The organism is Thalassospira sp. MCCC 1A03138 (genome assembly GCF_002115785.1).
Classification (GTDB): Bacteria; Pseudomonadota; Alphaproteobacteria; order Rhodospirillales; family Thalassospiraceae; genus Thalassospira.
On the sequence record NZ_JFJY01000002.1, the window covers coordinates 70,603 to 92,965 of the forward strand.

Consider the following 22,363-nt stretch of genomic DNA (forward strand, 5'->3'; position numbering starts at 1 on the left):
AATCCAGAGGGCCCGGCTACCAATCCGGACCAAGGACCTTTGCGCCTGAATGCGAAGGCCCGGCATCGTCATCCTTCCCAACCGGTTGGAAACGAAGGGTGACGAATTCGATAAATCACCGCTCGGTCAGCGCCAGCCGGACACCCAACGCGATAAACATCCCGCCAAGAGAACGTTGCAGCCAGATACCGAGCGACCTGTTACCCCGAAGGCGGATCGCGGCAAATCCGATGGCAAACACCACGACCGTCTCGACACAAAAGCCGATCACATTGACCAATGTGCCAAGCACCAGAAACTGGATCGCACCATCCCCCGCCGCGGGGTTAACAAACTGGGGCAGAAACGCCATAAAGAAAATCGCGACCTTAGGATTAAGGACATCGATCATCGCGCCCTGACGCCATGCGTGAAACGCTGTCATGGTGGGTATCGGAGGCCGCTTTACCGCAGATATTTCAGATGACGCATCATCCGGCCCACGCTTGGCAAAACTGCTGCGCAAGGCGCCGATCCCCAGCCACACCAGATACGCCACACCAACCCATTTCACCACCGAGAATGCCAGTGCCGATGTCGCCAGAATGGCCGAAAGCCCAAGGGCTGCGGCAACCACATGGACAAACGCACCGGAACAAACGCCAAGACTGGAAAATACCCCGATCTTGCGACCATGGATCGCGGTCTGGGCACTGATATAAGCCAGATCCGGCCCAGGCGAGATATTGAGCAACAGGGCAGAAACCAGAAACGGCGTGTACTGAATCAGAAGATCTGCCATCACGCATCGACCTCCAGGCAATAGTAAACCAGATCCATCGAAAGTGATTTAGCACCGGCCTCGATCAGCATGGAATGAAGCTGACCACGATGATGTGTTTGATGGTTGAACATATGCGCCAAGACAATCTCGCGCGGCAGTGTATATGCCCCGGCCAGCATCGATTGATAGGACAGATCACTTGCCAATGTGTCCGCGTCAAGTTGTTCGGTAAAGGCGATGATTTTGGAATCCTGTGCCTCACGCGCGGTTCGGAATTCTGAAAATCCGGCGTGCAGCACGGTATCGAGCGCCAGACGCTCAGGCACCCCGACCAGACGCCCCAACCACAGACGATCCGCTACCAAAAGATGGTTCAGTGTCTTGATGATCGACGGGAAAAAAGCATCCCTCGGGGCGATAAGTTCGCCCGCTTCAAGACCCGAACATGCGTCCAGAATATGCCGGTTCGCCCACGCGTTATAATTGGCCATGCGTTGAAAGTAGGCAACTCCGTTCATAATATTTCATCCATCTTGATTCCGCCTCCCCCCGTCACTTCAAAAACTTTATCTGGCCTTTGCGTTGCAGGGGCTTGTCGTCTGGTTAGCACCACCTGTCGCATCTGCTGTTATGTTCATGGCAAGGACGGGCGGTTTGGGCATCCGTTTGGTCAGGATCACGATATTACCCAGCAAAGTCAGGCCAACGCCTAGAACGATATTGCTGTCCCAGACAAACCCTTCAAACCAGGTCGACAGTAATAGCGCTACTACCGGAAACATGACGGAACTGTATGCCGCACGATCCGGGCCGATCTTGCCCAAAAGTGTCAGATAGGAGCCAAACGCCAGAACCGAGCCAAACAGGGAAAGGTAAATCAGTGCGGTAATAAAAGACGGGCTGGTGTCAAAGGTAAACGGAATACCGGCAGCAAGGATGTATCCGATCAACAGGATCGAGCCATACATCATGCCATAAGCATTCGCCTGAAGGACCGGAATGCCGCGCGCCTGATTACGTGCCGAAGTCATATTGCCAAGGGACGCAATGTAACTACCCGCAAGCGATACCAGAAAACCGACGCTACCACCTGCTGCCAGATCAAACGTTGCCAGATCTCGCGCGAACACCAGCGAAATTCCGGCAAGCCCGATTGCCGCACCGATCAACGTCCGGGTTTCCGGGCGTCGCCTGAAAAAGAGTGCACCATTAATCATATTCATGATTACGATGGTCGAAAACACCACCGCCAGAAGACCCGACGTCAAATGCGCACTTGCGATGTAAATCAGTACGTAATTCAGCGAGAACAGGCATATGCCAAGGACCGCCATAAACACATGATCACGCAGGGAATAGCGCATAGGCAACCGGCGGATAACACACCATGCCATCAAAATTACTGCCGCCAGAACAAAACGGTAGGCAACAGCCAGTTCCGGTCCGACCGAAAGCTGATACTGGATTGCGATCCAGGTGCTTCCCCAGATCAGAACGACAACACTATATAATCCAAGCGGGCCCATGACGGCACTCCAACGAAATCAATCGTCGGTATTTAGGGCAGTTTTTGCCAAACACACAAACCAGCAAAACTCATCTATTCATTAGTCATGCTAATGGTATTTTCGCCCCATCTCTAAGATTTATCGCTTTTTCCCGATTCTGCCCGCACCGGCCCGATATCACCATTTTCGCCATCATTGGCGGCATCGTCGACAACCGACATGTCATCTCCGGGTTCTTTGGCCTCATCGGTATCAAGAACATCATCACCACGCTTCTTGCGCATTTTTTCGCGCAGGCGCCGACGCTGCCATTCCTTCCAGATTGCCAGCAATTCTGTGCGCGAATGGAACATCGGCAGATGGCGTTTGGGCTTGACCGGTTTCTGTTCGACCGCCATGCCAACTTCGACAATCTCGTGCGTATCATCAATCCTACGAACAATCAGTTCGACTATGCCATAGGCAACCCGGTCCCCAGGTTCGATATCGCCCGAAAGGTTGCGTTCAAGGATTTCGGCAACGGTCGCTTCTTCGTCCGCGCCCCCAACCACAAAGCCATACAAACGGGCAAGATCAGCAATACGGGTATCGGGTGGGAAACTGAAATCACCAAACAGGTCGACGTCATTTGCCCCCTCGGCCGGACCGGCGAACAACTGATCAAGCAGTTCGACATGGCGCGGTGGGGTAATGATATAAACCTGATCACCGCCTTCGATGCGCCCGGCACTGTGTGGGCGTAACGATTTGCCATCACGCAAAATCAGACTCGGCCGTGCCCAGCGCGGAATACGTTGCCCGGTTGCCACCGCGCTTTCGCTGTGAACGCGATAAACGACAATCTCCTGATTGGCGTTGCCCGGCAGTTCAAGGTCGATACGATCGACCGGCCCGTGTCGCGGCGGAATCATAATGCCCAGCCAGCGCGCCATCAGCCGGATTGTCCACCCCTGCAACAGCAGCGACGTGATCACAACAATAAAGGCCGTGTTGAAAAGAAGCTGGCCATATTCAACACCTTCTACCATCGGCACGATGGCAAGCAGGATGGAAACCGCCCCGCGCAAACCAACCCATGAAATAAAGGCGGTATCATTGCGTGAGAAGTTGAAGAACATCAGGCAAAGCCATACCGCAACCGGGCGGGCGACAAACACCAGTACAAGCGCCAGAATAACCCCGGGAATGATCACATCACCAAACTGTGACGGTGTTGCAAGCAACCCCATGGTGACAAACATCACGATCTGCGCCAGCCAGGTGGTTACGTGCTGGAACCGGCGCACCCCGACACTCATGCGCATCTGACTGTTGCCGGCATAAAGACCGGCGACATAAACTGCCAAAAACCCGCTGCCACCAACGATACTGGTTGCGCCAAAAAGGCTAAGCGCGCAGGCAAGCGTGACAATCGGAACAAGTGCGGGTTCAAGCTTGACCCGGTTGATCATCTGGACAATGGCCATGCCACCCAGCAGACCCAGAACAGCCCCAAGTCCGATTTGCAGGACAAACCGTTCAAGCAGTTCCAGTGCCAGATTATCCCCGCCGCCCTGCATGATCAGTTCGACCAGCGAAATGGTCAGAAACACCGCCATGGGATCGTTCGAGCCGGACTCGACTTCAAGTGTGCTGCGCGTACGATCGCGCAAATTGATCCCGCCAACACGCAGCAGGAAAAACACCGCCGCCGCATCCGTCGAACTGACAATCGCCCCGAACAACAAGGCCACCAGCCATGGCACATCAAGCACAAGCCAAGTGACCCCGCCAACGACAAACGTGGTCAACATGACCCCGACCGTCGCCAGTACGAGCGAGGGTGCGGCTGCAATCTTCAGGGTTCGAAGCTGGGTTTCAAATCCGCTATCAAACAGGATCATCGCAAGCGCAATGGACCCGATAAAATAAGCCAGCGGCGCATTATCGAAATTGATGCCTCCAATCCCGTCCTCGCCAGCACCAAGGCCGACAAACAGGAAAACAAGCAACAAGGGTGCACCAACCCGGAAACTGATCAGACTGGTAAAGACCGCAACAACGACCAGAACCGATGCAATCAGGATCACCAGATTCATCGATTCGATCATATTCGCGTCTCCATCCTGTTTGTCATTATCGTGAGACAGGTCGAAAAACCCGTCAGGTTCCTGTCGAATGTTTTCTAAGACAGGAAAGTTTGAAATGCGTTACGGCAACACATCTTGCAATGATGTGCTTAAAGCGCCCAAAGGCGGCATTCTTGCGGCAGGATTACCCGATATTTGGTCAAATATCAGGCAAATGAAATCAATTCTCTCCATCGGTTACAATTCAGCACAGCCAATCATTTATCGCCATCAAGCATTGCCGGAACAAAGCCGGTTTCTTTGGCTGTAGACAGGGCAATTTCCGGAATAACCTCGACCACGCCGGGGACTTCCTTGATCGTGTCCGTCACAAAGCTTTCAAGATGAGAAGTATCGCGCAGGCGCAATTTCAACAGAAAATCAAATCGGCCGGTCATGTGATGACATTCAAGAACCTCGTCCGCCTTGATCAGCGACTTGACCAGTTTCTTGTTTCCCTTGGCCGGGTCGGTGCGCAACCAGACCATTGCGGTAAGCGCGCGACCAATCGCATTGCCGTCAACTTCGACGCGGTAAGCCTTGATAACCCCCTGCTCGCGCAATTTGCGCACACGGTCATTCACCGCCGAAACAGAAAGGCCGACCTTCGTCCCCAGCGCCGAATAAGACAAAGACGCGTCATCCTGCAAAATGTCGATCAACTTGCGATCAATGGCGTCCATAAAACATCCCCCTGAAGAATTTTTATCAATATCAGACGATCTTACACGAAAACTGTGTAGGCATGAAACTTTCGGGTCGCCATCAACAAATGGTGGGACTATTTCGCTGATCAAGACTGGATTTTTTATAAAATCGGCCTTATTCGTTGATGATCATGCATCTTTTTCGTGTTTCTCCGGATGACGATGCGCTTCGCGGCGCCCTTTTAATGACCGGTGCTGCAATCCTTTTTGCGGCAATGGCGGTGCTTATCCGGTATATCACGCGCGAAGTTCATCCGTTTGAAGCCGCCTTTTTCCGTAATCTGTTCGGGTTGATCCCAATGATCCCCTGGATGCTGCGCGACCGGTTGGTTGGTCTGCGTACGCTTAAACTGAAATTGCATTTCATCCGGGCGGTCATCGGACTGGCCGGAATGCTATGCCTGTTTTCGGCACTTGCCATTGCCCCGGCGGCACAGGTGATCGCGATCAATTTCACGGTCCCGATCCTGACCACCATCCTTGCGGCCCTGATCCTTCATGAAACCGTCAGGGCGCGCCGCTGGACGGCTGTTGCACTCGGCTTTATTGGCGCAATGATCATTGTGCGTCCGATCGGACAAACGCTTGAAACAGGTGCGATACTTGCCCTTCTGGCGACCCTGTTTACTGCCTTTGCCGTAACAACGGTCAAGATGCTCTCGCGCAGTGAAAGTGCCAACGCCATCGTCACATGGATGGGCATGATCATGACGCCCCTGTCACTGATCCCGGCCCTTTTCTTTTGGCAAAATCCGACATGGGAACAGGTTGGGGTACTTCTTGCAATCGCCGTTCTGGCGACTGCGGGACAACAGCTTTTTGTGCGCGCCAATCGCACGGCCGACCAATCCTATGTTATGGCCTTCGATTTCCTGCGTCTGCCATTTGTCGCGGCCCTTGCCTTCATCATGTTTGGTGAAACCGTCGATTTCTGGACCTGGGCCGGGGCGTCGCTGATCATTGGCTCAACCCTTTATATCGCGCGCCGCGAAGCTGTTCTGGCCAAAAACGAAAAACGCCGCCGTCGTATGCCGACAACGGCAGCCGCGGATTCTCAGGCGATCCCGGTCACCAAGGCGAAAACCATCAACCCGCCCGAAGATCCGGAAGGCACCCCCGAAAGCAATACAGGAAACAAAACAGGACGCATTGATGCGTAAGTGGTTCAACAGCCTGCCCCCCTATCTTCAGGCATCTGTTTTCGCCGTGATTGCATCGCTTATGGCCGCCCTGTTTTCGGTGATTGTCCGCATAGCAACCCGTGAAATCGACCCGCTGCAGGCTGTTTTCTTTCGCAACTTATTTGGGCTTCTTTTCATCGCTCCCATCGCGCTCCGGTCCGGTTTTGCACAGCTGAAAACCCAGCGGATGCCGCTGTTTCTGTTGCGCGCTTTGCTGTCGATGGGGGCCATGAGCTTCTGGTTCTCCGCCATTGCCTATATGCCGCTGGCCGAAGCAACGACGCTAAACTTCACCGTCCCGCTGTTTGGTACCGTCCTTGCCGCAATATTTCTGGGTGAAACGGTTCGAAAATACCGCGTAGCCGCCCTTCTGGCAGGCTTTATCGGTGTCGTCATCATTATCCGCCCCGGCAGCGAAACCATGCAACTGGCGAGCCTTCTGCCAATTGCCGCCGCCCTTTGCATGGCCAGCGCAGGGTTGACGATCAAGTCGTTGTCCAGAACTGAAAACAGTACAACCATCGTGCTTTACATGATGCTGTTGACCACGCCACTGACATTTATCCCCGCGCTTCTCGTCTGGCAGACACCAAGCCTGAAGGCGCTTGGGTTGATGGCACTGGGTGCGTTTATCGCCAACATCACCCAGATTTGTAACACCAATGCTTTTCGAATATACGATTACAGTTTCGTCGTCGGCTTCAACTATCTGCGCCTGCCCTTTGTTGTCGCCATCGCCTTGGTCATGTTCGGTGAGGTCCCGGAAATCTGGCTGTTGCCTGGTGCGGGTTTGATCATCGGGTCCGCACTGTTCATTGCACGGCGCGAAGCCAAACTCGCCAAAGAAGCAAGGCGGATCAATCGCGGCCCGTCAGCCGCGGCAATTGACCTTGACCCGCCTCTCTCACGCGATAATAGACAAAATGTTAATGGGCCAGAGCGCAGATGAAAAACTGGTTCAAAAAACAACCCGCTACGGTACAGGCCAGTTTTTACGCCCTGTCGGCAGCGATTCTTGCAGCCTGCTTCACATTGACAATTCGTTTTGCCACCAAGGAACTCCACCCCTATCAGGCTGTATTCCTGCGATTTCTGTTCGGACTGCTGATGATCGCACCAGTAGTTATGCGCGGTGGATTTGCCCCCTTACGCACCAAACGCCTGCCGCTTCTTGGATTACGCGGTATTCTGTCGGCATCGGAAATGTGTTTGTGGTTCTTGGCGGTGCTTTATCTGCCACTGGCCGAGGCCACGACACTTAACTTTACCGTCCCGTTATTTGGCACCATTCTGGCCGCGCTGATCCTGCGCGAAACCATCCGCATTCACCGTTGGCTTGCTGTTTTTGTCGGATTTATTGGTGTTGGGTTGATCATTCAGCCCGGAACGGCCGCCATGCAACCGGCAAGCCTTCTGCCAATTGCCGCAGCCATCTGCATGGCGAGTGCCGGGCTCATCACCAAGCAACTGGTTGCCACCGAAAGCACCACCGCCCTTCTGTTTTACCTGATGCTGATTACAACGCCAGTTTCCTTAATTCCGGCACTGTTTGTCTGGCAAACGCCAAGCTGGCATGTGCTTGGCCTGATGGTGCTGGCGGCCGCGATGATGAACGTCATGCAGGTTTGCAATGTCAAAGCTCTGCAACTTGCCGATTACAGCTTCTTTGTCGGATTTTCCTATTTGCGCCTGCCGATCATCGCCATTCTGGCCCTGATCCTGTTTGGCGAAGTCCCCGACATCTGGATATTTCCCGGTGGTGCCCTGATTATCGCAGCGGCAGTCTATGTTGCCTTGCGCGAACGCAAAATTGCCTGAACAGTTCGAAAGCCACCCGGCCAGCCGGGACCACACCCACACCGCAACATCCAAACTCTTCCCCCTGAACTCAGACGGTCAAATGCCCTTGCCCGATAAACAAATAATTTGGTATAGAATTACCTATTATTTGTTTATCGGGATCAAAACAGGGAATTTCATGTCATGCAGGTCAAGGGATCCATTGCCATTGTCACCGGGGCTGCATCGGGCTTGGGTGCTGCTACCGCGCGCGTGCTTGCAGGCGCCGGGGCAAAGATTGCGGCCTTTGATCTGAATGAAGCAGGCGCCAAAGCAACAGCAGCCGAACTTGACGGCATCGGTTACGAGGTTGATGTATCAAACGCCAAAAGCGTCGAAGACGCGATTTCCGACGTTATCAAGACCCAAGGCATTCCATCCATTTTGGTCAATTGCGCAGGCATCCTGCAAGGCGAACGCATTGTTGGTCGCGAAGGCCCGGCAGATCTTGATGCATTTGCGCGCGTGATCAATGTTAATCTGATCGGGACATTCAACATGATGCGCGTTGCCGCAACCGCCATGAGCCGCAATGAACCGACAAAAGGTGGTGAACGCGGGGTTATCGTCAATACCGCATCCATCGCCGCCTACGAAGGTCAGATCGGGCAGGCCGCTTATTCGGCATCCAAGGGCGGCGTTGCCGCGATGACCTTGCCAGCAGCGCGCGAACTTGCCCGGCACGGCATCCGTGTCGTTTCGATTGCTCCGGGCATGTTTGGCACGCCCATGGTCACCGCCCTGCCCGACGACATGCAGCAGGCACTTGCGGCCAACATTCCCTTCCCCAAGCGCCTTGGCGATCCGGCGGAATATGGCCGATTGGCACTGCATATATGTGAAAATGAAATGATTAATGGCGAAACGATCCGCATCGATGGCGCGGTAAGGCTGGAGCCCAAATAAGCCAGCCCCCCCCCAAACGGGAATCGCTGCCACGAAAAACGCCCTGCCAGTCCCGCAATGGCAGGGCGTTTATTTTCCAGCTTTGATCAAGGATCAGCCCCTACCGTCCGAAACGGCACCTAGTGGGCGATAACCGTTTCGGCAAAAGTCGCCAGATCGATGTCTTTTTGCGTCACGCCACCCGCGTCGTGAGTTGTCAGCGTGACCCCCACCTTGTTATAAACATTGAACCATTCCGGGTGGTGATCCATCTTTTCGGCCTGTATCGCGATGCGCGTCATGAAACCAAATGCCGAATTGAAATCACCGAACATGTAAACCTTGCCGATTGATAACCCGTCTTCTGCCAGTTTCCAGCCATCGAGTTTAACAAGCGCAGCTTCGATGGCGGTTTTGTCCAGTTTGCTCATTGTGACCTCCTGCTTTTTGCTTGATCCCATTTGACCATGACACCGGAAACTTGCCAAATATTGAACGGCGCAAAGCAGTCCCTATTTCAAAAGGCAATGCACACGTTCACGCAACACCGGTAAAAGGTCACTTTCAAACCACGGGTTCTTTTTGATCCAGCCGGTATTGCGCCAGCTTGGATGCGGCATCGGCAGTAACCCGTCTGGCAAATACTCGGCAAATAGATGTACCGTTTCGGTCATGCTTTTTGCCCGGCGCGGGCCAAGATAACGTTCCTGCGCATACTGCCCGATCAGAAGTGTTAATCCCACATCGGGCAAATGTTTTAGCAATGCATCATGCCATGTCGGTGCACATTCGGGGCGCGGTGGCAAATCGCCACCACGTTCAAACCGGCCGGGATAACAAAATCCCATCGGCATGATGGCAAGCTTGCCCGGATCATAGAAATCCTCAACCGGCATTTGCAGCCAATCGCGCAACCGGTCCCCCGATGCATCATTCCACGGCAGCCCGGTTTCATGCACCTTCGTCCCCGGTGCCTGCCCGATCACAAGGATTTTGGCACCCGCCGCCATCCGCACGACAGGTCTGGGGCCCAGGGGCAATGCACTTTCGCATATCCGACAGGCCCGGGCATTGACCAAAAGATCGTCAAGTGCGGGGTCACCACCCGGCGGATCGATTTCGGGAAGCTTGCCGGTTAATCCGGCCATTGCATGCTCCTGTTTTGGGGTATCGAACTATGCGTCGGGAAGTTCGCCACCGGCAACAACCCATTCCTCGGCCATGGCGTCGCGATACCATTCCACCATTTCAGGCAATCCAAGAATGGCTTCCATATAGGCATTACCGATGGGATCAAGCGACACGTCATAAGTTTTGAACCGGGTCACCACCGGCGTAAACATCGCGTCTGCAATCGAAAAATGCCCAAAAAGGAAGTCTCCCCCCTGACCAAACTGCGTGCGGCATGTTTTGAAAATCTCGCAGATGCGCGCGATTTCTTTTTCGACGATCTCGCTTCGGCCACGCCCGGGCAATGTTTTGCGTAAGTTCATCGGCATGTTGCTACGGATCGCACCAAACCCACCATGCATTTCAAGCGATACAGACCGCGCAATCGCCCTCACATCAAGATCAAGCGGCCACAACATCGCATCAGGTCGACTGTCGGCAAAATATTCCAGAATACTCAACGCTTCCCAGATGGTTTTCCGGCCATCAAAAAGTGCGGGGACCTTTTTGCTCGGCGAAAAGACTTCGGCTTTGGCATGCCATTCTTCGGTATAAAGCGGGATCAGCTTTTCCTCGAAATCGATCCCCGCCACACGCAGGCCCAGCCACGCGCGAAGCGACCACGAAGAATAGTTTTTATTACCGATATACAGAATGGGGCGCGTTTCCATGGGAAGGTATCCTTCATTCAAACCAAAAGCAGACGGCCAACACTATCGGGTTATTCAAAACCCGGTTCAAGGCCGTTCAGTCGCCGGGCCATGTTCGAATTTGGCGATCCGGCAAATGATCCTTCAAGGTCTGGCAATCAATGTCGCTGTCACCCTGCACATCCTGAATTACATTTCCAGATGCGGGGTTTTCTTTTGGGAGATTGCCGATTGACGGTGGCATCCGTAAGATCGAATTCATATCTCGCGATAGCAGCCCCACCACTCTTGCCAACACGTCACCACAAGGGAAGTATCAAATTGTTCGATCACATTATCTCGTCTGAAAAGCCCTCCAACCCGGTCTGCATCACGGCAGTTCAAGAATCCGATTTCAAAAAATGGCTCGGCAAACAGTCCGATGCTCATCAGGCATGGATTGCCTCGTCCGGCTATGACGGCAAACGCGGCACCCATCTTGCCCTTGCCGGTGACGCGGGTACCTATCAGACCATCGTGATCAGCTATGTCGACGATGCCAAAACCCAATGGGATTTTGCGGGACTTCCGACTGCACTGCCCGCGGGTGAATATATCCTGACAGATGATGTTACAAAAAATGAAGTCATATGCGAAAAGGCCGTTCTTGGTCTTTACCTTGGCGGGTATCGTTTTGATCGCTACCGCAAATCAGAAGCCAGCACCGCGAAACGTGCGCTATTTGCCATTCCGTCAAACGATGCGACCAAACGTGCTGAAAATATCGCGCGTGGTATCGGACTTGCACGCGACCTGATCAACATTCCGGCCAATGATATGGGGCCGGAAGAACTCGAGGCCGCCGCACGTCGCCTTGGCGAGGAGTTTGGCGCAAAGGTGACGAGCATCATTGGCGAAGACCTGAACAAACGCAATTTCCCGGCGATCTACACGGTTGGCAAAGGCAGCGATCGTGCCCCCCGCCTGATTGATCTTCATTGGGGTAATGAAAACGCGCCCAAGGTCACACTGGTTGGCAAGGGTGTCTGCTTTGACACCGGCGGCTATGACCTCAAACCGTCAACCAACATGCTTCTGATGAAAAAGGATATGGGGGGATCGGCACAGGTTCTTGGTCTGGCCCGTATGATCATGGCATCGGGTCTTCCGGTGCGCCTGCGTGTTCTGATCCCGGCTGTTGAAAACATGGTTTCGGGCAAGGCATACCGGCCAAGCGACATCCTTCAGACCAGGAAGGGCATCACCGTCGAAGTTGGCAATACCGATGCCGAGGGTCGCCTGGTTCTTTCCGATGCCCTGACCGAAGCCGCGGCCGAGGATCCCGAAATCCTGCTTGATTTCGCAACTCTGACCGGGGCTGCACGTGTTGCACTGGGACTTGGCCTGCCGGCACTGTTTTCCAACAATGACGACCTTGCCAATGGCCTTCTGGAAAATGGTCTGGCGCTGAATGATCCGATGTGGCGCTTGCCGCTGTGGGATGATTATAGTCCGATGCTCGATAGCAAGGCAGCCGACATGAACAACATTTCCGGTTCGCCCTATGGCGGTGCGATCATTGCGGCTCTGTTCCTTGATCGCTTCGCAGAAGGTGCAAAAGCCTGGGCCCATATCGACCTGATGGCGTGGAATCCTTCGGCACGTCCCGGACGTCCCGAAGGCGGCGAAGCCCAAGGAATTCGGGCCGCTTTCAAGCTTATTGCGGATCGTTACGAAAAGTAAACATTTCGATTTTCCCAATTAGACCTTTGACATCCGCGCAGGGGTCAGGTAGACAGGTTACGTATTCGTAACAAATTAATTGTTGGGCACAGGCATGTCGATCGAGATCAAACCGTCTCAGGCGCTTGACCTATGGCGTATCGCGATTGTTGAAAGCGTGCGTCGGGACTCTCCCGACCTATCGGCTCGCCAGATGGCCCTGATGCTGACTGTTTATCTGACCCCGGCCCCGCATACCGTTCGGGGCCTTTCCGACGCCCTGAATATCTCCAAACCGGCGATTACACGTGCGCTTGACCGCCTCAGTTCACTTGGCATGGTCAAACGCAAGGTCGACGAAGATGATCGTCGCTCCGTTCTGATTCAGCGTACTGTGAAGGGCTCTGTCTTCCTGCGCGAATTTGGCGATATTATCGTGTCCGCGGGGAAGAAAACCGAATAGATCGATTTCTTGATCCGATGGCGTTCCGGTTTCGTGACAGTAGGTCAGGCGAAATTGAATTGATATTCAATCGCCAATAACTGGTTTGAATACCAAAGTTCGGGAAATGGGACAGAAAATCTGCCCTAAATCTAACACCCTCCCTTCTCATACGTAAGAATAGACATCAAACAGACCAGTTGGTTTGTTCGAATCTTCTGTATTTCATCAAACAGAATATATTTTAAGTGTTTAATATCAGAAACTTACTGATAATCACCTGGGTCACGAACCCAAAACACGCAGCTTTGACGCCAAGAAACAATACCCCGTCCAACTTTCGGCTTAGCGGGTCCGCGCCACGCTTTCAGGCATGTCAATCAGGGACAAAAGCAGGGCGGCAACAATCAAAACACCGCCACTGATCCGGCCAATCGTGTTTTTTCCACCACGTTTCAATAACCATGGCATCAGTCTTGCGGCGCCAAGCGCATACATCATTACGAATGTGTAATCAAAAATCACAAACGTGATCCCAAGGATCACCAATTGCGGCCAAAGGTCCACCGAAGGATCGATGAACTGCGGGAACAATGCACCAAAAAACGCGATCGCTTTCGGATTCCCCGCTGCAACCAGAAAACCTTCACTAAATAACCGGCGTTTTCGTACCGGCTCAAACCCTGTTCTGATTTTTGTTTCGGTATCATTATAATTTTTTGATGCCTTGGATTTTCGCAGGATTGCCGTCAGACCGATGACAATCAGGAACGCGACGCCGCACCATTTGACAACGCCAAACGCCGTCACCGATGTCGCCAGCAAAGCCCCCAAGCCAACCGCGGCAATCACCATCTGGATCATGTTTGCGGTCACATCACCAAGGGCGGTAATCATGGTCGGGCGCGGTCCATAACGTAACGAATGCGACATGCCGATCAGGACACTGGGCCCGGGTGTTGCCACTATAAGCGATACAAGTGCGCAAAAGCTGAGCCATGTTTCAATCGACATTTCATCCCCCGGATTACTCAATCAAGACGGAATATCACGCCCATGTCACCATACAAGTGCACTCTGTACACTGCTGGCATCTGCCGATCAGGCATCCTGAAAACAGGTAACCCGGCAATGGATCACACCGAACAAAAATCATTCAGGTAAGGAGAAGAAAATTTTTTGAATTGCCGATACGGTATCGGCGGGGATGCCTTTAGGCGGGCAAAATAACCTTAACGGCCAGGCTTCTTGTCGCCGGGCCAGTTATCATAAAATTTGCGCACCTGAACCGAACGAATTGATTCTGGCGGCACGATGCCGCGTGCGGTTGCCAGAAGCCGGTTTTGAAGTGCTGCAAAATACCTATTGGTTGTTGGACGGAACGGAGAGAACGGTGGCTCGGATTTGATTTCCTCGCCCTTTTCTTTCGCCGCTTCTGAGGCTTCTTTTTCTGCTTCGAGTTCTTCTGGCGTTTTGGGCGGTGGCGGTGCAATCAGCTCCGGCCCGTCATAGACAAAACCACGTTTGCCTGCTTCAAGTTTCTCGTATCGGTTCTGGGTATCGCGATACATGATGCGTTGCAGATCTCGCAGGAACGCATTCAATAATTTTGGCTCTGCCTGCTCGATGACCGCACGATCAGCAACACTTGATGCTTCAAGCCAGACATAGAACACCATTTGCCGGATCGCGCCGGTCTTGGGCAAAACAACGGTAAGCGCAATTGAATCCGGTTCGATCACCGTTTCTGGAATTTGCGGTTCTTTTGGCTCGGCACTTTCAGACGGCTTTGCCCCCTCTTGCCCACCGCCCGATGCCTGTGCATCCGGGCCAAACATCACAATCCCGATCACCATCGCCAAAAGCGATTTGAAAAGGTAGTTCCTGAACGCTTTCGGTTTTCTTGCCGGTTCGGTCATGAACAGTTTGCTTTCAGCCCGTTATTAATTTTACGCAATACCCAACGAACGCCAATTGTCCCGTCAAGTTCCGATTTGGGGTCAGCTCTGCACAAGCTCCAGCCCCGCAGCACGCAAATCAAGCGCTGCTGCCAACAAAGCCTTTGTATAGGATTCTTTCGGATTTTCAAAGACTTCGTCGGCATTTCCGCTTTCGACAAGCCGCCCGCCCTGCATCACCATCACCCGATGCGAAAGCGCACGCACAACCCGAAGGTCATGGCTGATAAACAGATAGGCCATCTTGTGGCGCGCCTGAAGATCGCGCAAAAGATCAACAATCTGCGCCTGTACAGACATATCAAGTGCCGAGGTCGGTTCATCAAGCACCATGAAACGCGGCTTTAAAACAAGTGCACGCGCAATCGAAATACGCTGGCGCTGTCCGCCGGAAAATTCATGTGGATACCGGTCCATCGCATTTACCGGCAAATCAACTTCGCGCAGGGCTTCGGCAATGCGTTCGGTACGCTCCTGCCGCGACATTTCCGGATGATGGATTTCAAGCCCTTCGCCCACGATCTGGCTGATTGACATCCTCGGGCTCAGGGATCCGAACGGGTCCTGAAACACCACCTGCATGTCGCGGCGCAGGGCCCGCAAATCCGCCCCGGAAAACTGCCGCACATCTTTACCGTCAAACCAGATATCACCAGTGGACGACAAAAGCCGCAAGATCGCCATCGCCAGAGTCGTTTTGCCCGATCCGCTTTCTCCGACAATACCCAGCGTCTCGCCCTGCCTCAGGGTAAGCGATATATGGTCTACAGCATCAAGGTAATATTCCGGACGCCCCAAAATACCCTTCTTGCCAATCGGGAACCGCACCAGAATCTCATTGGTTCGGATCAGTTCCTTTGCATTTTCGGGCAATGGCGGGGCATTACCACTTGGCACTGCCGCCAGAAGCTTTTGGGTATAAGGATGCTGCGGGTTGTCAAAAAGCCCCTGGCCTGTGCCGCGCTCAACCACCTCGCCATCCTTCATGACGCAGACATTATCGGCCATCTTCTGCACGATCTGAAGATCATGGGTAATCAGCAACAAACCCATGCCTAGCTTGGCCTGCAAATCCTTCAATAATTCAAGTATCTGCGCCTGAATGGTTACATCAAGGGCCGTGGTCGGCTCGTCGGCAATCAGCAATTCCGGTTCATTTGCCAATGCCATGGCAATCATCACGCGCTGGCGCTGTCCACCCGATAATTCATGCGGCAATGCTTTAAGCCGCGAGGCCGGATCGGGAATACCCACCAGATCAAGCAGCTCAAGAATACGCGCCCGTGCTTTGGCACCGCGCAATCCCTTATGAAGCAGCAACACCTCGCCGATCTGCTTTTCGATATTGTGCAGCGGGTTTAACGATGTCATCGGTTCCTGGAAAATCATTGCAATCCGGTTGCCGCGAATTTGTCGCAGAATTTTCGCATCCGTTCCGACCATTTCCTGCCCGTCAAACAGGATAGAACCACCCGGGTGGCTGGCCCGCGGATAGGGCAGCAATTGCAGGATGGAAAGTGCGGTCACCGATTTACCCGATCCGCTTTCCCCCACAAGCGCCATGGTCTCACCACGCTTCATGGTGAACGAAACGCCTTTGACCGCAGGAACACCGGCAAAACTTGCCGAAAGATGCCTTACTTCCAGAAGCGGCTGTGTCGATTGATTGGTCGTCATAACCGTTCCCCTAGAAGGTTTTTCGTGGATCAAAGGCATCGCGCACCGCCTCGCCGATAAAGATCAGCAAACTCAGCATAATCGCGATTGCAAAGAACGCCGTCATGCCAAGCCACGGTGCCTGAAGGTTGTTTTTACCCTGTGCAAGCAACTCGCCAAGCGACGGCGATCCGGGCGGCATGCCCAACCCCAGAAAATCAAGCGATGTAAGGGCCACGATCGAACCGTTCAACACAAACGGCAGGAACGTAATCGTTGCCACCATCGCGTTCGGCAAAACATGGCGATACATGATACGATAATCGGTCATGCCCAATGCGCGCGCGGCCCGAACATATTCGAAATTGCGCGCCCGCAGGAATTCTGCACGCACAAGCCCGGTCAAACTCATCCAGCTAAACAGCACAAGAATGAACAAAAGCGTCCAGAAACCGGGCGCAAACAGGCTGGCCAGAATGATCAGGATGAACAACTGCGGCAATCCGGACCAGATTTCGATCACACGCTGGAAACCAAGGTCAATCCAGCCACCGAAATAACCCTGTACCGCACCGGCCGCGATCCCGATTACCGAACTTATCGCCGTTAAGGCAAGGCCAAACAGGATCGAAATCCGGAACCCGTAAATCAGGCGCGCCAGAACATCGCGCCCAAGATCATCTGTTCCAAACCAATGCCTGAACGATGGCGGGGCTGGCTGTGCCTCGCGCATTTCAAAATCGATGGTATTGTAAGAAAACGGTATCGGCGGCCAGATGGCAAAACCGTGTTCCTCGATCTTGCCAAGGATATAGGGATCATAGAAATCCGTCTCGACGTCAAAATCGCCGCCATAAACGGTTTCAGGGTGGTCTGACAGGATAGGGACATACCAGTTATCGTCATATTTGACGAAGATCGGCTTGTCATTGGCCACCAGCTCAGCGACCAGACAGATGACGAACAGGATCGTGAAAATAACAAGCGACCAGTATCCACGCTTGTTGGAACGGAAATTTGCGATCCGGCGTTTGTTCAACGGCGAAAGAATGATGTTTTGCATGATCAATTCTCCCGCGCTTCAAAGTCGATCCGCGGATCAATCAGGTGATAGCTGAGGTCACTGATCAGGTTCAGAACAAGACCAAACAACGTAAACAGATAAAGTGTCGCAAACATTACCGGATAATCACGCTTCATCACGGCTTCAAAACCCAGCAACCCAAGTCCGTCGAGTGAGAAAATCACTTCGATCAGGACCGAGCCGGTAAATAGCAGCCCGATCAATGCACTGGGAAAACCGGCAATCACCAGCAACATCGCATTGCGGAAGACATGTCCGTACAGAACCCGTTTTTCCGTCAATCCCTTGGCCCGCGCGGTCACCACATATTGTTTGTTGATTTCATCCAGAAACGAGTTCTTGGTCAGCATCGTAAGCGTGGTGAATCCGCCAATGGTCAATGCCGTAATCGGCAATGCCAGATGCCAGAAATAATCCGCAACCTTGCCCAAAAGCGACAATTCATCAAAATTCGATGATGTCAGCCCCCTTAACGGGAACAGATCGAAATAGGTTCCACCGGCAAACACCACGATCAGCATCACGGCAAAAAGAAAGCCCGGAATGGCATAACCGATAATAATCGCCGCCGATGACCAGACATCAAAATTCGATCCGTCCCGCACGGCCTTGGCAACGCCAAGCGGCACGGAAATGATATAGATGATCAATGTCGACCAAAGGCCAAGCGATATCGAGACCGGCATCTTGTCGATCACGATATCGACCACATCGCGATCCTGAAAATAGCTTTGGCCGAAATCGAACGTCAGATAATTTTTCATCATCATCCAGAAACGTTCATAAGCCGGTTTATCGAACCCGAACTGCTTTTCAAGCTGGGTGATGATCTCGGGGTCAAGTCCCTGAGCCCCACGGTAGTTCGAGGTCGAGGAAAAATTGTTTCCCCCGCTGGCACCACCGCCGCCGCCACTATCAGCCCCCTGATTGCTGATGCGCGCGGTTGCGGCAACATCCGTGCCCTGTAACTGGGCAATCATCTGTTCTACCGGGCCACCCGGCGCGAATTGCACGATTGCAAAGTTCAGAACCATAATCCCGAACAGCGTCACCGGGATCAGCAAAAGACGACGCAGGATGTAATTCAGCATGGCCTAGTACCCCCCCTTCTTAAGCTGCCGCGACTTTTCGGGATCAATCCACCATGTCATGACCGATGTTCCCTTAAGCGGCACCTCGTCAGGTCGCCCGAACACATCCCAATAGGCCATCCGATCCCCGCCAAGATAATATTGCGGGATCACGTAAAATCCCCACTGCAACACGCGATCAAGCGCGCGTACGCGCTGCACAAGGCTTTCGCGGCTGTCTGCTTCGATAACCAGATCGATCAGTTCATCAATAACCGGATTTTTGATACCTGCAAAATTCCGGCTGCCCGGCTGATCTGCTGCCTGCGATGACCAGAAAAATCGCTGCTCGTTCCCCGGTGAAAGACTTTGCGTCCACCAGAAAGTCGTCATATCAAAATCATAGGCCTGAATACGATTGACCCACTGCCCGGTATCAATCATGCGAATATCCATGGTCACGCCAAGCTGACGCAGGCGGGCTTTAAGAACCAACGCGATTTTCTCAATCCCCGGCTGGCGGATAATCAGCTCGAACCGGAACGGCTCGCCGGTCTTGCTGTTGACCAGTTGCATGTCGCGCAATTCCCAACCCGCCTCCTGCAAAAGCTTCATCGAATGACGCAATGCTTCGCGTCGACCATTGGGTGCATCAAAGTTGGGCAATTGCGGCGGCTGGGTGAACAGTTCGGGCGGCAGCTGGCTTCTGAATCCTTTCAGAATATCAAGCTCCTCGCCTTCCGGCACGCCGGTTGCAGCAAGTTCCGAATTGGCGAAATAGCTGACATTGCGCTTATACGCACCATAGAACATCGCCCGGTTCAGCCACTCGAAATCAAACGCATATTGCAGCGCCTCCCGAACACGGATGTCAGAAAACAGGGGCTTGCGTGTGTTAAACACATAGGCCTGCATACCGTTTGGCAGATTGTCAGGCAGGAATTCCTTCCTGATCTGGCCGTTCTGGATTGCCGGGGTGTTGTATGCCGTGCTCCATTCGCGCGATGAATGTTCGCTTCTGATCATGTATTCACCGGCAAAGAACGCCTGACGTGATACATCGGGATCAAGATAGGTATCAAACCGCAGCGTATCGTAATTATTGCTGCCGCGATTGACCGGCAAATCCGCCGCCCAGTAATCCTTGACCCGTTCATAGGTGATCTGGCGACCGGCCTCGAAAGACTTGATTTTATAGGCCCCACTGCCGACAGGAGGATCAAAGGTCGTCTTGGAAAAATCCCGCCCTTCCCAGTAATGCTTTGGCATGATGGAAAGTTCGGCAACAATCATCGGCAATTCGCGATTATTGCCCGGTTTGAAATCAAAACGCACCGTCAGATCGTCAAGCGCTTCGACTTTATCGACCTGCGAGTAGTACTGCCGGTAAACCGGGCTGCCTTTTTCAATCAGGATATTGAATGAAAACACCACATCTTCGGCGGTGATATCAGTGCCATCCTGAAAGCGTGCCCGAGGATCAAGATGGAAAATCACAAAGGATCGATCAACCGGATATTCAACGCTGCGCGCAATCAGACCATAAAGTGACGAAGGCTCATCCGCACTCGACACCATCAGACTGTCATACATAAGCCCAAGGCCGCTTGCTGCCGTCCCCTTCAGCGTGAAGGGATTTAATGTATCAAACGAGACGATGGAACTTTGCACCAGCGTCCCGCCCTTGGGCGCATCCGGATTGACGTAATCGAAATGCCGAAAATCAGGGCCGTATTTCAGATCACCATAAAGCGATATGCCATGTGACGCAGTGGTTAGCGGACTGAGCTGTTCCTCGGCCACCGGAACTGTCGGGGCCGGTGTAATGTCGGGCTTGTCGCCTGTCTGTGCCGCTGCCGGACCGGCCATTGCGATTGGTAACCCGACCACAACCGCCAGAAGCATACCCCCGACATAACGGGAGAACGTTCCCCGGCTCCCGTTTTTCCGTGCGATGCACGTCTCGCCTTCTTGCCGCGTCATATTTATTCCTGAAATGTGCCCGGCTCGAAGCCCGAACCCCGGCAGGGCCAATACGCATCATTGAACCATCTGACATCATTACGGACGCAATGATCGGGAGGTTCCGGACAATTCCCGACAAGAAAACGGGACCGGTTACACCGACGTTACGTCCGCAAATCCATTTGGTCCAAACGACATATTCATAATGAGGAATAAAATGGTTCAATTTCAAGGCATCATCTTGAAACTGTCATTCCGTTCCTGATTCTTTTTGCGCAAGCTTGCGCCTGCCTGTCTCGATCTTGATTTCGCTCATCAACCAATCGCGAAATGCCTTCACTTTCCGCCGCTCCAACCTTCCTTCGGGATAGCAGAGCGAATAGGCATAGGGACTATCAACCGGCAAATCGAACGGCACCATAAGTCTATTGGTCACAACATATTCCCCGATCATCGCCGGATCGGAAATTACTGCACCAAATCCGCTGGCCGCGGCCTCCATTGCCATATCAAGGGTCGCAAAAACAGGTCCCCGGTCCGGGTCGACGCCCTCAATCCCGGTTCCCTTTAACCAGATGCGCCAATCCTCACGCTGTGCCGAACAATGCAGCAGAGTCACATTGCCAAAGTCTTCCGGTGTTTTCAGCTGCTTTGCCAGATTGGGATGACATACCGGCAAAAGCCGTTCGCCGGTCAGAAATTCATGCACCAGCTGGTCGCCCGGCGTATCAGCAAAGCGGATGGCAATATCGGTTTCATTGAAATCAACCGGGGCGGCATCGTCACTATAGGTGCCAAGCTGTACCTGCAGGTCAGGATGTTCCATCTGAAACCGGCCAAGACGCGGCACGATCCAGCGCATGGCAAATGTCAAGGGCGACAAGACCTTAAGCTGCGTATCATCAGGTCGGTTTTCGATACGCGAAACCGCCAGTTCGATCGAATCGAATGCCGCCGTCAGGGACGCCAGCAAGTTCCGACCCGGCCGGGTCAGTTTCAATCGGCGGTGATGACGTTCGAACAATTGCCGCCCCAGCACATCCTCCAGGTGCTGGACCTGTCGACTGACCGCCCCTTGTGTAACATTAAGCTCATGTGAAGCTTTGGTGAAACTTTCAAGTCGACCGGCCACTTCAAAGGCACGAAGCGCGTTTAACGGCAATGGGCGGCGTTTCATGACGATCATCTTGCATGATTAAAACTCATCCAATGATGACAAAAGATGGTTTGAGAGCAAGTGTTTTTAGGCGTAACTCTGGGTTTAGCAAAACGAAACACATTCAGGCCGCATACAAACTGAGAGCTGGCCGATAGATTGAAGGAATAAGATCATGGTCGCGATCACCAAAGATGCCAGTGCTTTTGTCACCACCCGCCGTCACCAAAACACCGCAAATGTTATGGAACTGCCGCGTCAGTGGGCAAAACGTTATGTTCTCCGCCAGAAGCTTGCGACGATGGACAGCCATCTGCTGCGCGACATTGGCTGGGACGTATATGAAGCCCGTATCGAAGCAGCCAAGCCGTTCTGGAAAGCCTGAGCATTTCGCTTAAAGGCGCCAAACCGAGAGTATTTATTATGTCTCCCCGACTTTTCCGCTTGCAGGGGCCACTTTCTTTCCCTCTGCAGGTTATTGAAGCCCTGACAAGCGTCTTCAGCCTCCCGACACGCAAAA

22 protein-coding genes are annotated in these 22,363 nt (G+C 53.2%); 7 read left to right on the forward strand and 15 right to left on the reverse strand.

The window, feature by feature from the left end:
- Window positions 1-115: 115 nt before the first annotated feature.
- From TH468_RS05145 to TH468_RS05165, 5 genes are all read right to left on the reverse strand, one after another.
- Window positions 116-781 carry a LysE family translocator gene (locus tag TH468_RS05145; RefSeq protein WP_085642530.1) on the reverse strand — a complete coding sequence of 222 codons (666 nt, stop codon included), beginning with the start codon at window positions 779-781 and terminating at the stop codon, window positions 116-118.
- The gene (locus TH468_RS05150; protein ID WP_085642531.1) at window positions 781-1,281 is read right to left on the reverse strand and encodes a DinB family protein; all 501 of its coding nucleotides are present in this window, start codon (window positions 1,279-1,281) and stop codon (window positions 781-783) included. Before TH468_RS05150 ends, TH468_RS05145 begins: the two co-directional genes overlap by 1 nt.
- A 48-nt stretch (window positions 1,282-1,329) precedes the next feature.
- On the reverse strand, window positions 1,330-2,289 hold the full coding sequence (locus TH468_RS05155; protein ID WP_085642532.1) for a DMT family transporter: 960 nt from the start codon (window positions 2,287-2,289) through the stop codon (window positions 1,330-1,332).
- 113 nt (window positions 2,290-2,402) lie between these two features.
- The gene (locus TH468_RS05160) at window positions 2,403-4,361 is read right to left on the reverse strand and encodes a potassium/proton antiporter (protein WP_085642533.1); all 1,959 of its coding nucleotides are present in this window, start codon (window positions 4,359-4,361) and stop codon (window positions 2,403-2,405) included.
- Between the two features lie 236 nt (window positions 4,362-4,597).
- Window positions 4,598-5,062 carry an Lrp/AsnC family transcriptional regulator gene (locus TH468_RS05165; RefSeq protein WP_007088794.1) on the reverse strand — a complete coding sequence of 155 codons (465 nt, stop codon included), beginning with the start codon at window positions 5,060-5,062 and terminating at the stop codon, window positions 4,598-4,600.
- A gap of 155 nt (window positions 5,063-5,217) precedes the next feature.
- Between TH468_RS05165 and TH468_RS05170 the strand changes: the two genes are divergently transcribed.
- The 4 genes from TH468_RS05170 to TH468_RS05185 all read left to right on the forward strand — a co-directional run bounded on the left by TH468_RS05170 (window position 5,218) and on the right by TH468_RS05185 (window position 9,012).
- Window positions 5,218-6,246 carry a DMT family transporter gene (locus TH468_RS05170; protein ID WP_246832218.1) on the forward strand — a complete coding sequence of 343 codons (1,029 nt, stop codon included), beginning with the start codon at window positions 5,218-5,220 and terminating at the stop codon, window positions 6,244-6,246.
- Window positions 6,239-7,216: a DMT family transporter gene (locus tag TH468_RS05175; protein WP_085642535.1), complete on the forward strand. Its 978-nt coding sequence runs from the start codon at window positions 6,239-6,241 to the stop codon at window positions 7,214-7,216. The genes TH468_RS05170 and TH468_RS05175 overlap by 8 nt, the downstream gene beginning before the upstream one ends.
- Window positions 7,213-8,085, forward strand: coding sequence for a DMT family transporter (locus TH468_RS05180; protein WP_085642536.1), 873 nt, complete (start codon window positions 7,213-7,215; stop codon window positions 8,083-8,085). Before TH468_RS05175 ends, TH468_RS05180 begins: the two co-directional genes overlap by 4 nt.
- 165 nt (window positions 8,086-8,250) lie before the next feature.
- Window positions 8,251-9,012 carry an SDR family NAD(P)-dependent oxidoreductase gene (locus tag TH468_RS05185; protein WP_085642537.1) on the forward strand — a complete coding sequence of 254 codons (762 nt, stop codon included), beginning with the start codon at window positions 8,251-8,253 and terminating at the stop codon, window positions 9,010-9,012.
- Between the two features lie 119 nt (window positions 9,013-9,131).
- Here TH468_RS05185 and TH468_RS05190 read toward each other — a convergent pair whose 3' ends face one another.
- The 3 genes from TH468_RS05190 to TH468_RS05200 all read right to left on the reverse strand — a co-directional run bounded on the left by TH468_RS05190 (window position 9,132) and on the right by TH468_RS05200 (window position 10,832).
- Window positions 9,132-9,422, reverse strand: a complete 291-nt coding sequence (locus TH468_RS05190) for a 4a-hydroxytetrahydrobiopterin dehydratase (protein ID WP_007088789.1) — start codon at window positions 9,420-9,422, stop codon at window positions 9,132-9,134.
- An 81-nt stretch (window positions 9,423-9,503) separates the two neighbouring features.
- A complete protein-coding gene (locus TH468_RS05195; protein WP_085642538.1) occupies window positions 9,504-10,139 on the reverse strand; it encodes a uracil-DNA glycosylase family protein in 636 nt (211 codons plus the stop codon).
- Window positions 10,140-10,166: 27 nt separating this feature from the next.
- Complete coding sequence (locus tag TH468_RS05200) at window positions 10,167-10,832, reverse strand: glutathione S-transferase family protein (protein WP_085642539.1); 666 nt, start codon at window positions 10,830-10,832, stop codon at window positions 10,167-10,169.
- Window positions 10,833-11,132: 300 nt separating this feature from the next.
- On the opposite strand from TH468_RS05200, the gene TH468_RS05205 reads away from it, so the two are divergent.
- On the forward strand, window positions 11,133-12,533 hold the full coding sequence (locus TH468_RS05205) for a M17 family metallopeptidase (protein WP_085642540.1): 1,401 nt from the start codon (window positions 11,133-11,135) through the stop codon (window positions 12,531-12,533).
- Between the two features lie 94 nt (window positions 12,534-12,627).
- Window positions 12,628-12,975 (forward strand): MarR family winged helix-turn-helix transcriptional regulator, encoded by a 348-nt coding sequence (locus TH468_RS05210; protein ID WP_007088785.1) that lies wholly within the window; start codon window positions 12,628-12,630, stop codon window positions 12,973-12,975.
- A gap of 324 nt (window positions 12,976-13,299) precedes the next feature.
- On the opposite strand, the gene TH468_RS05215 is transcribed toward TH468_RS05210, so the two are convergent.
- The 7 genes from TH468_RS05215 to TH468_RS05245 form a co-directional block, all read right to left on the reverse strand.
- Window positions 13,300-13,968 carry a LysE family translocator gene (locus TH468_RS05215; protein WP_085642541.1) on the reverse strand — a complete coding sequence of 223 codons (669 nt, stop codon included), beginning with the start codon at window positions 13,966-13,968 and terminating at the stop codon, window positions 13,300-13,302.
- Window positions 13,969-14,186: 218 nt separating this feature from the next.
- Window positions 14,187-14,873 carry a hypothetical protein gene (locus tag TH468_RS05220; protein WP_085642542.1) on the reverse strand — a complete coding sequence of 229 codons (687 nt, stop codon included), beginning with the start codon at window positions 14,871-14,873 and terminating at the stop codon, window positions 14,187-14,189.
- Between the two features lie 81 nt (window positions 14,874-14,954).
- A complete protein-coding gene (locus TH468_RS05225) occupies window positions 14,955-16,589 on the reverse strand; it encodes an ABC transporter ATP-binding protein (RefSeq protein WP_085642543.1) in 1,635 nt (544 codons plus the stop codon).
- Window positions 16,590-16,599: 10 nt separating this feature from the next.
- Window positions 16,600-17,631, reverse strand: coding sequence for an ABC transporter permease (locus TH468_RS05230; protein WP_085642544.1), 1,032 nt, complete (start codon window positions 17,629-17,631; stop codon window positions 16,600-16,602).
- A gap of 2 nt (window positions 17,632-17,633) precedes the next feature.
- A complete protein-coding gene (locus tag TH468_RS05235) occupies window positions 17,634-18,743 on the reverse strand; it encodes a microcin C ABC transporter permease YejB (RefSeq protein ID WP_085642545.1) in 1,110 nt (369 codons plus the stop codon).
- Window positions 18,744-18,746: 3 nt separating this feature from the next.
- Window positions 18,747-20,705: an extracellular solute-binding protein gene (locus tag TH468_RS05240; protein ID WP_085642546.1), complete on the reverse strand. Its 1,959-nt coding sequence runs from the start codon at window positions 20,703-20,705 to the stop codon at window positions 18,747-18,749.
- Window positions 20,706-20,937: 232 nt separating this feature from the next.
- Complete coding sequence (locus tag TH468_RS05245; RefSeq protein ID WP_085642973.1) at window positions 20,938-21,864, reverse strand: LysR substrate-binding domain-containing protein; 927 nt, start codon at window positions 21,862-21,864, stop codon at window positions 20,938-20,940.
- A 154-nt stretch (window positions 21,865-22,018) separates the two neighbouring features.
- Between TH468_RS05245 and TH468_RS05250 the strand changes: the two genes are divergently transcribed.
- Window positions 22,019-22,228 carry a DUF1127 domain-containing protein gene (locus tag TH468_RS05250; protein WP_085642547.1) on the forward strand — a complete coding sequence of 70 codons (210 nt, stop codon included), beginning with the start codon at window positions 22,019-22,021 and terminating at the stop codon, window positions 22,226-22,228.
- Window positions 22,229-22,363: the final 135 nt, after the last annotated feature.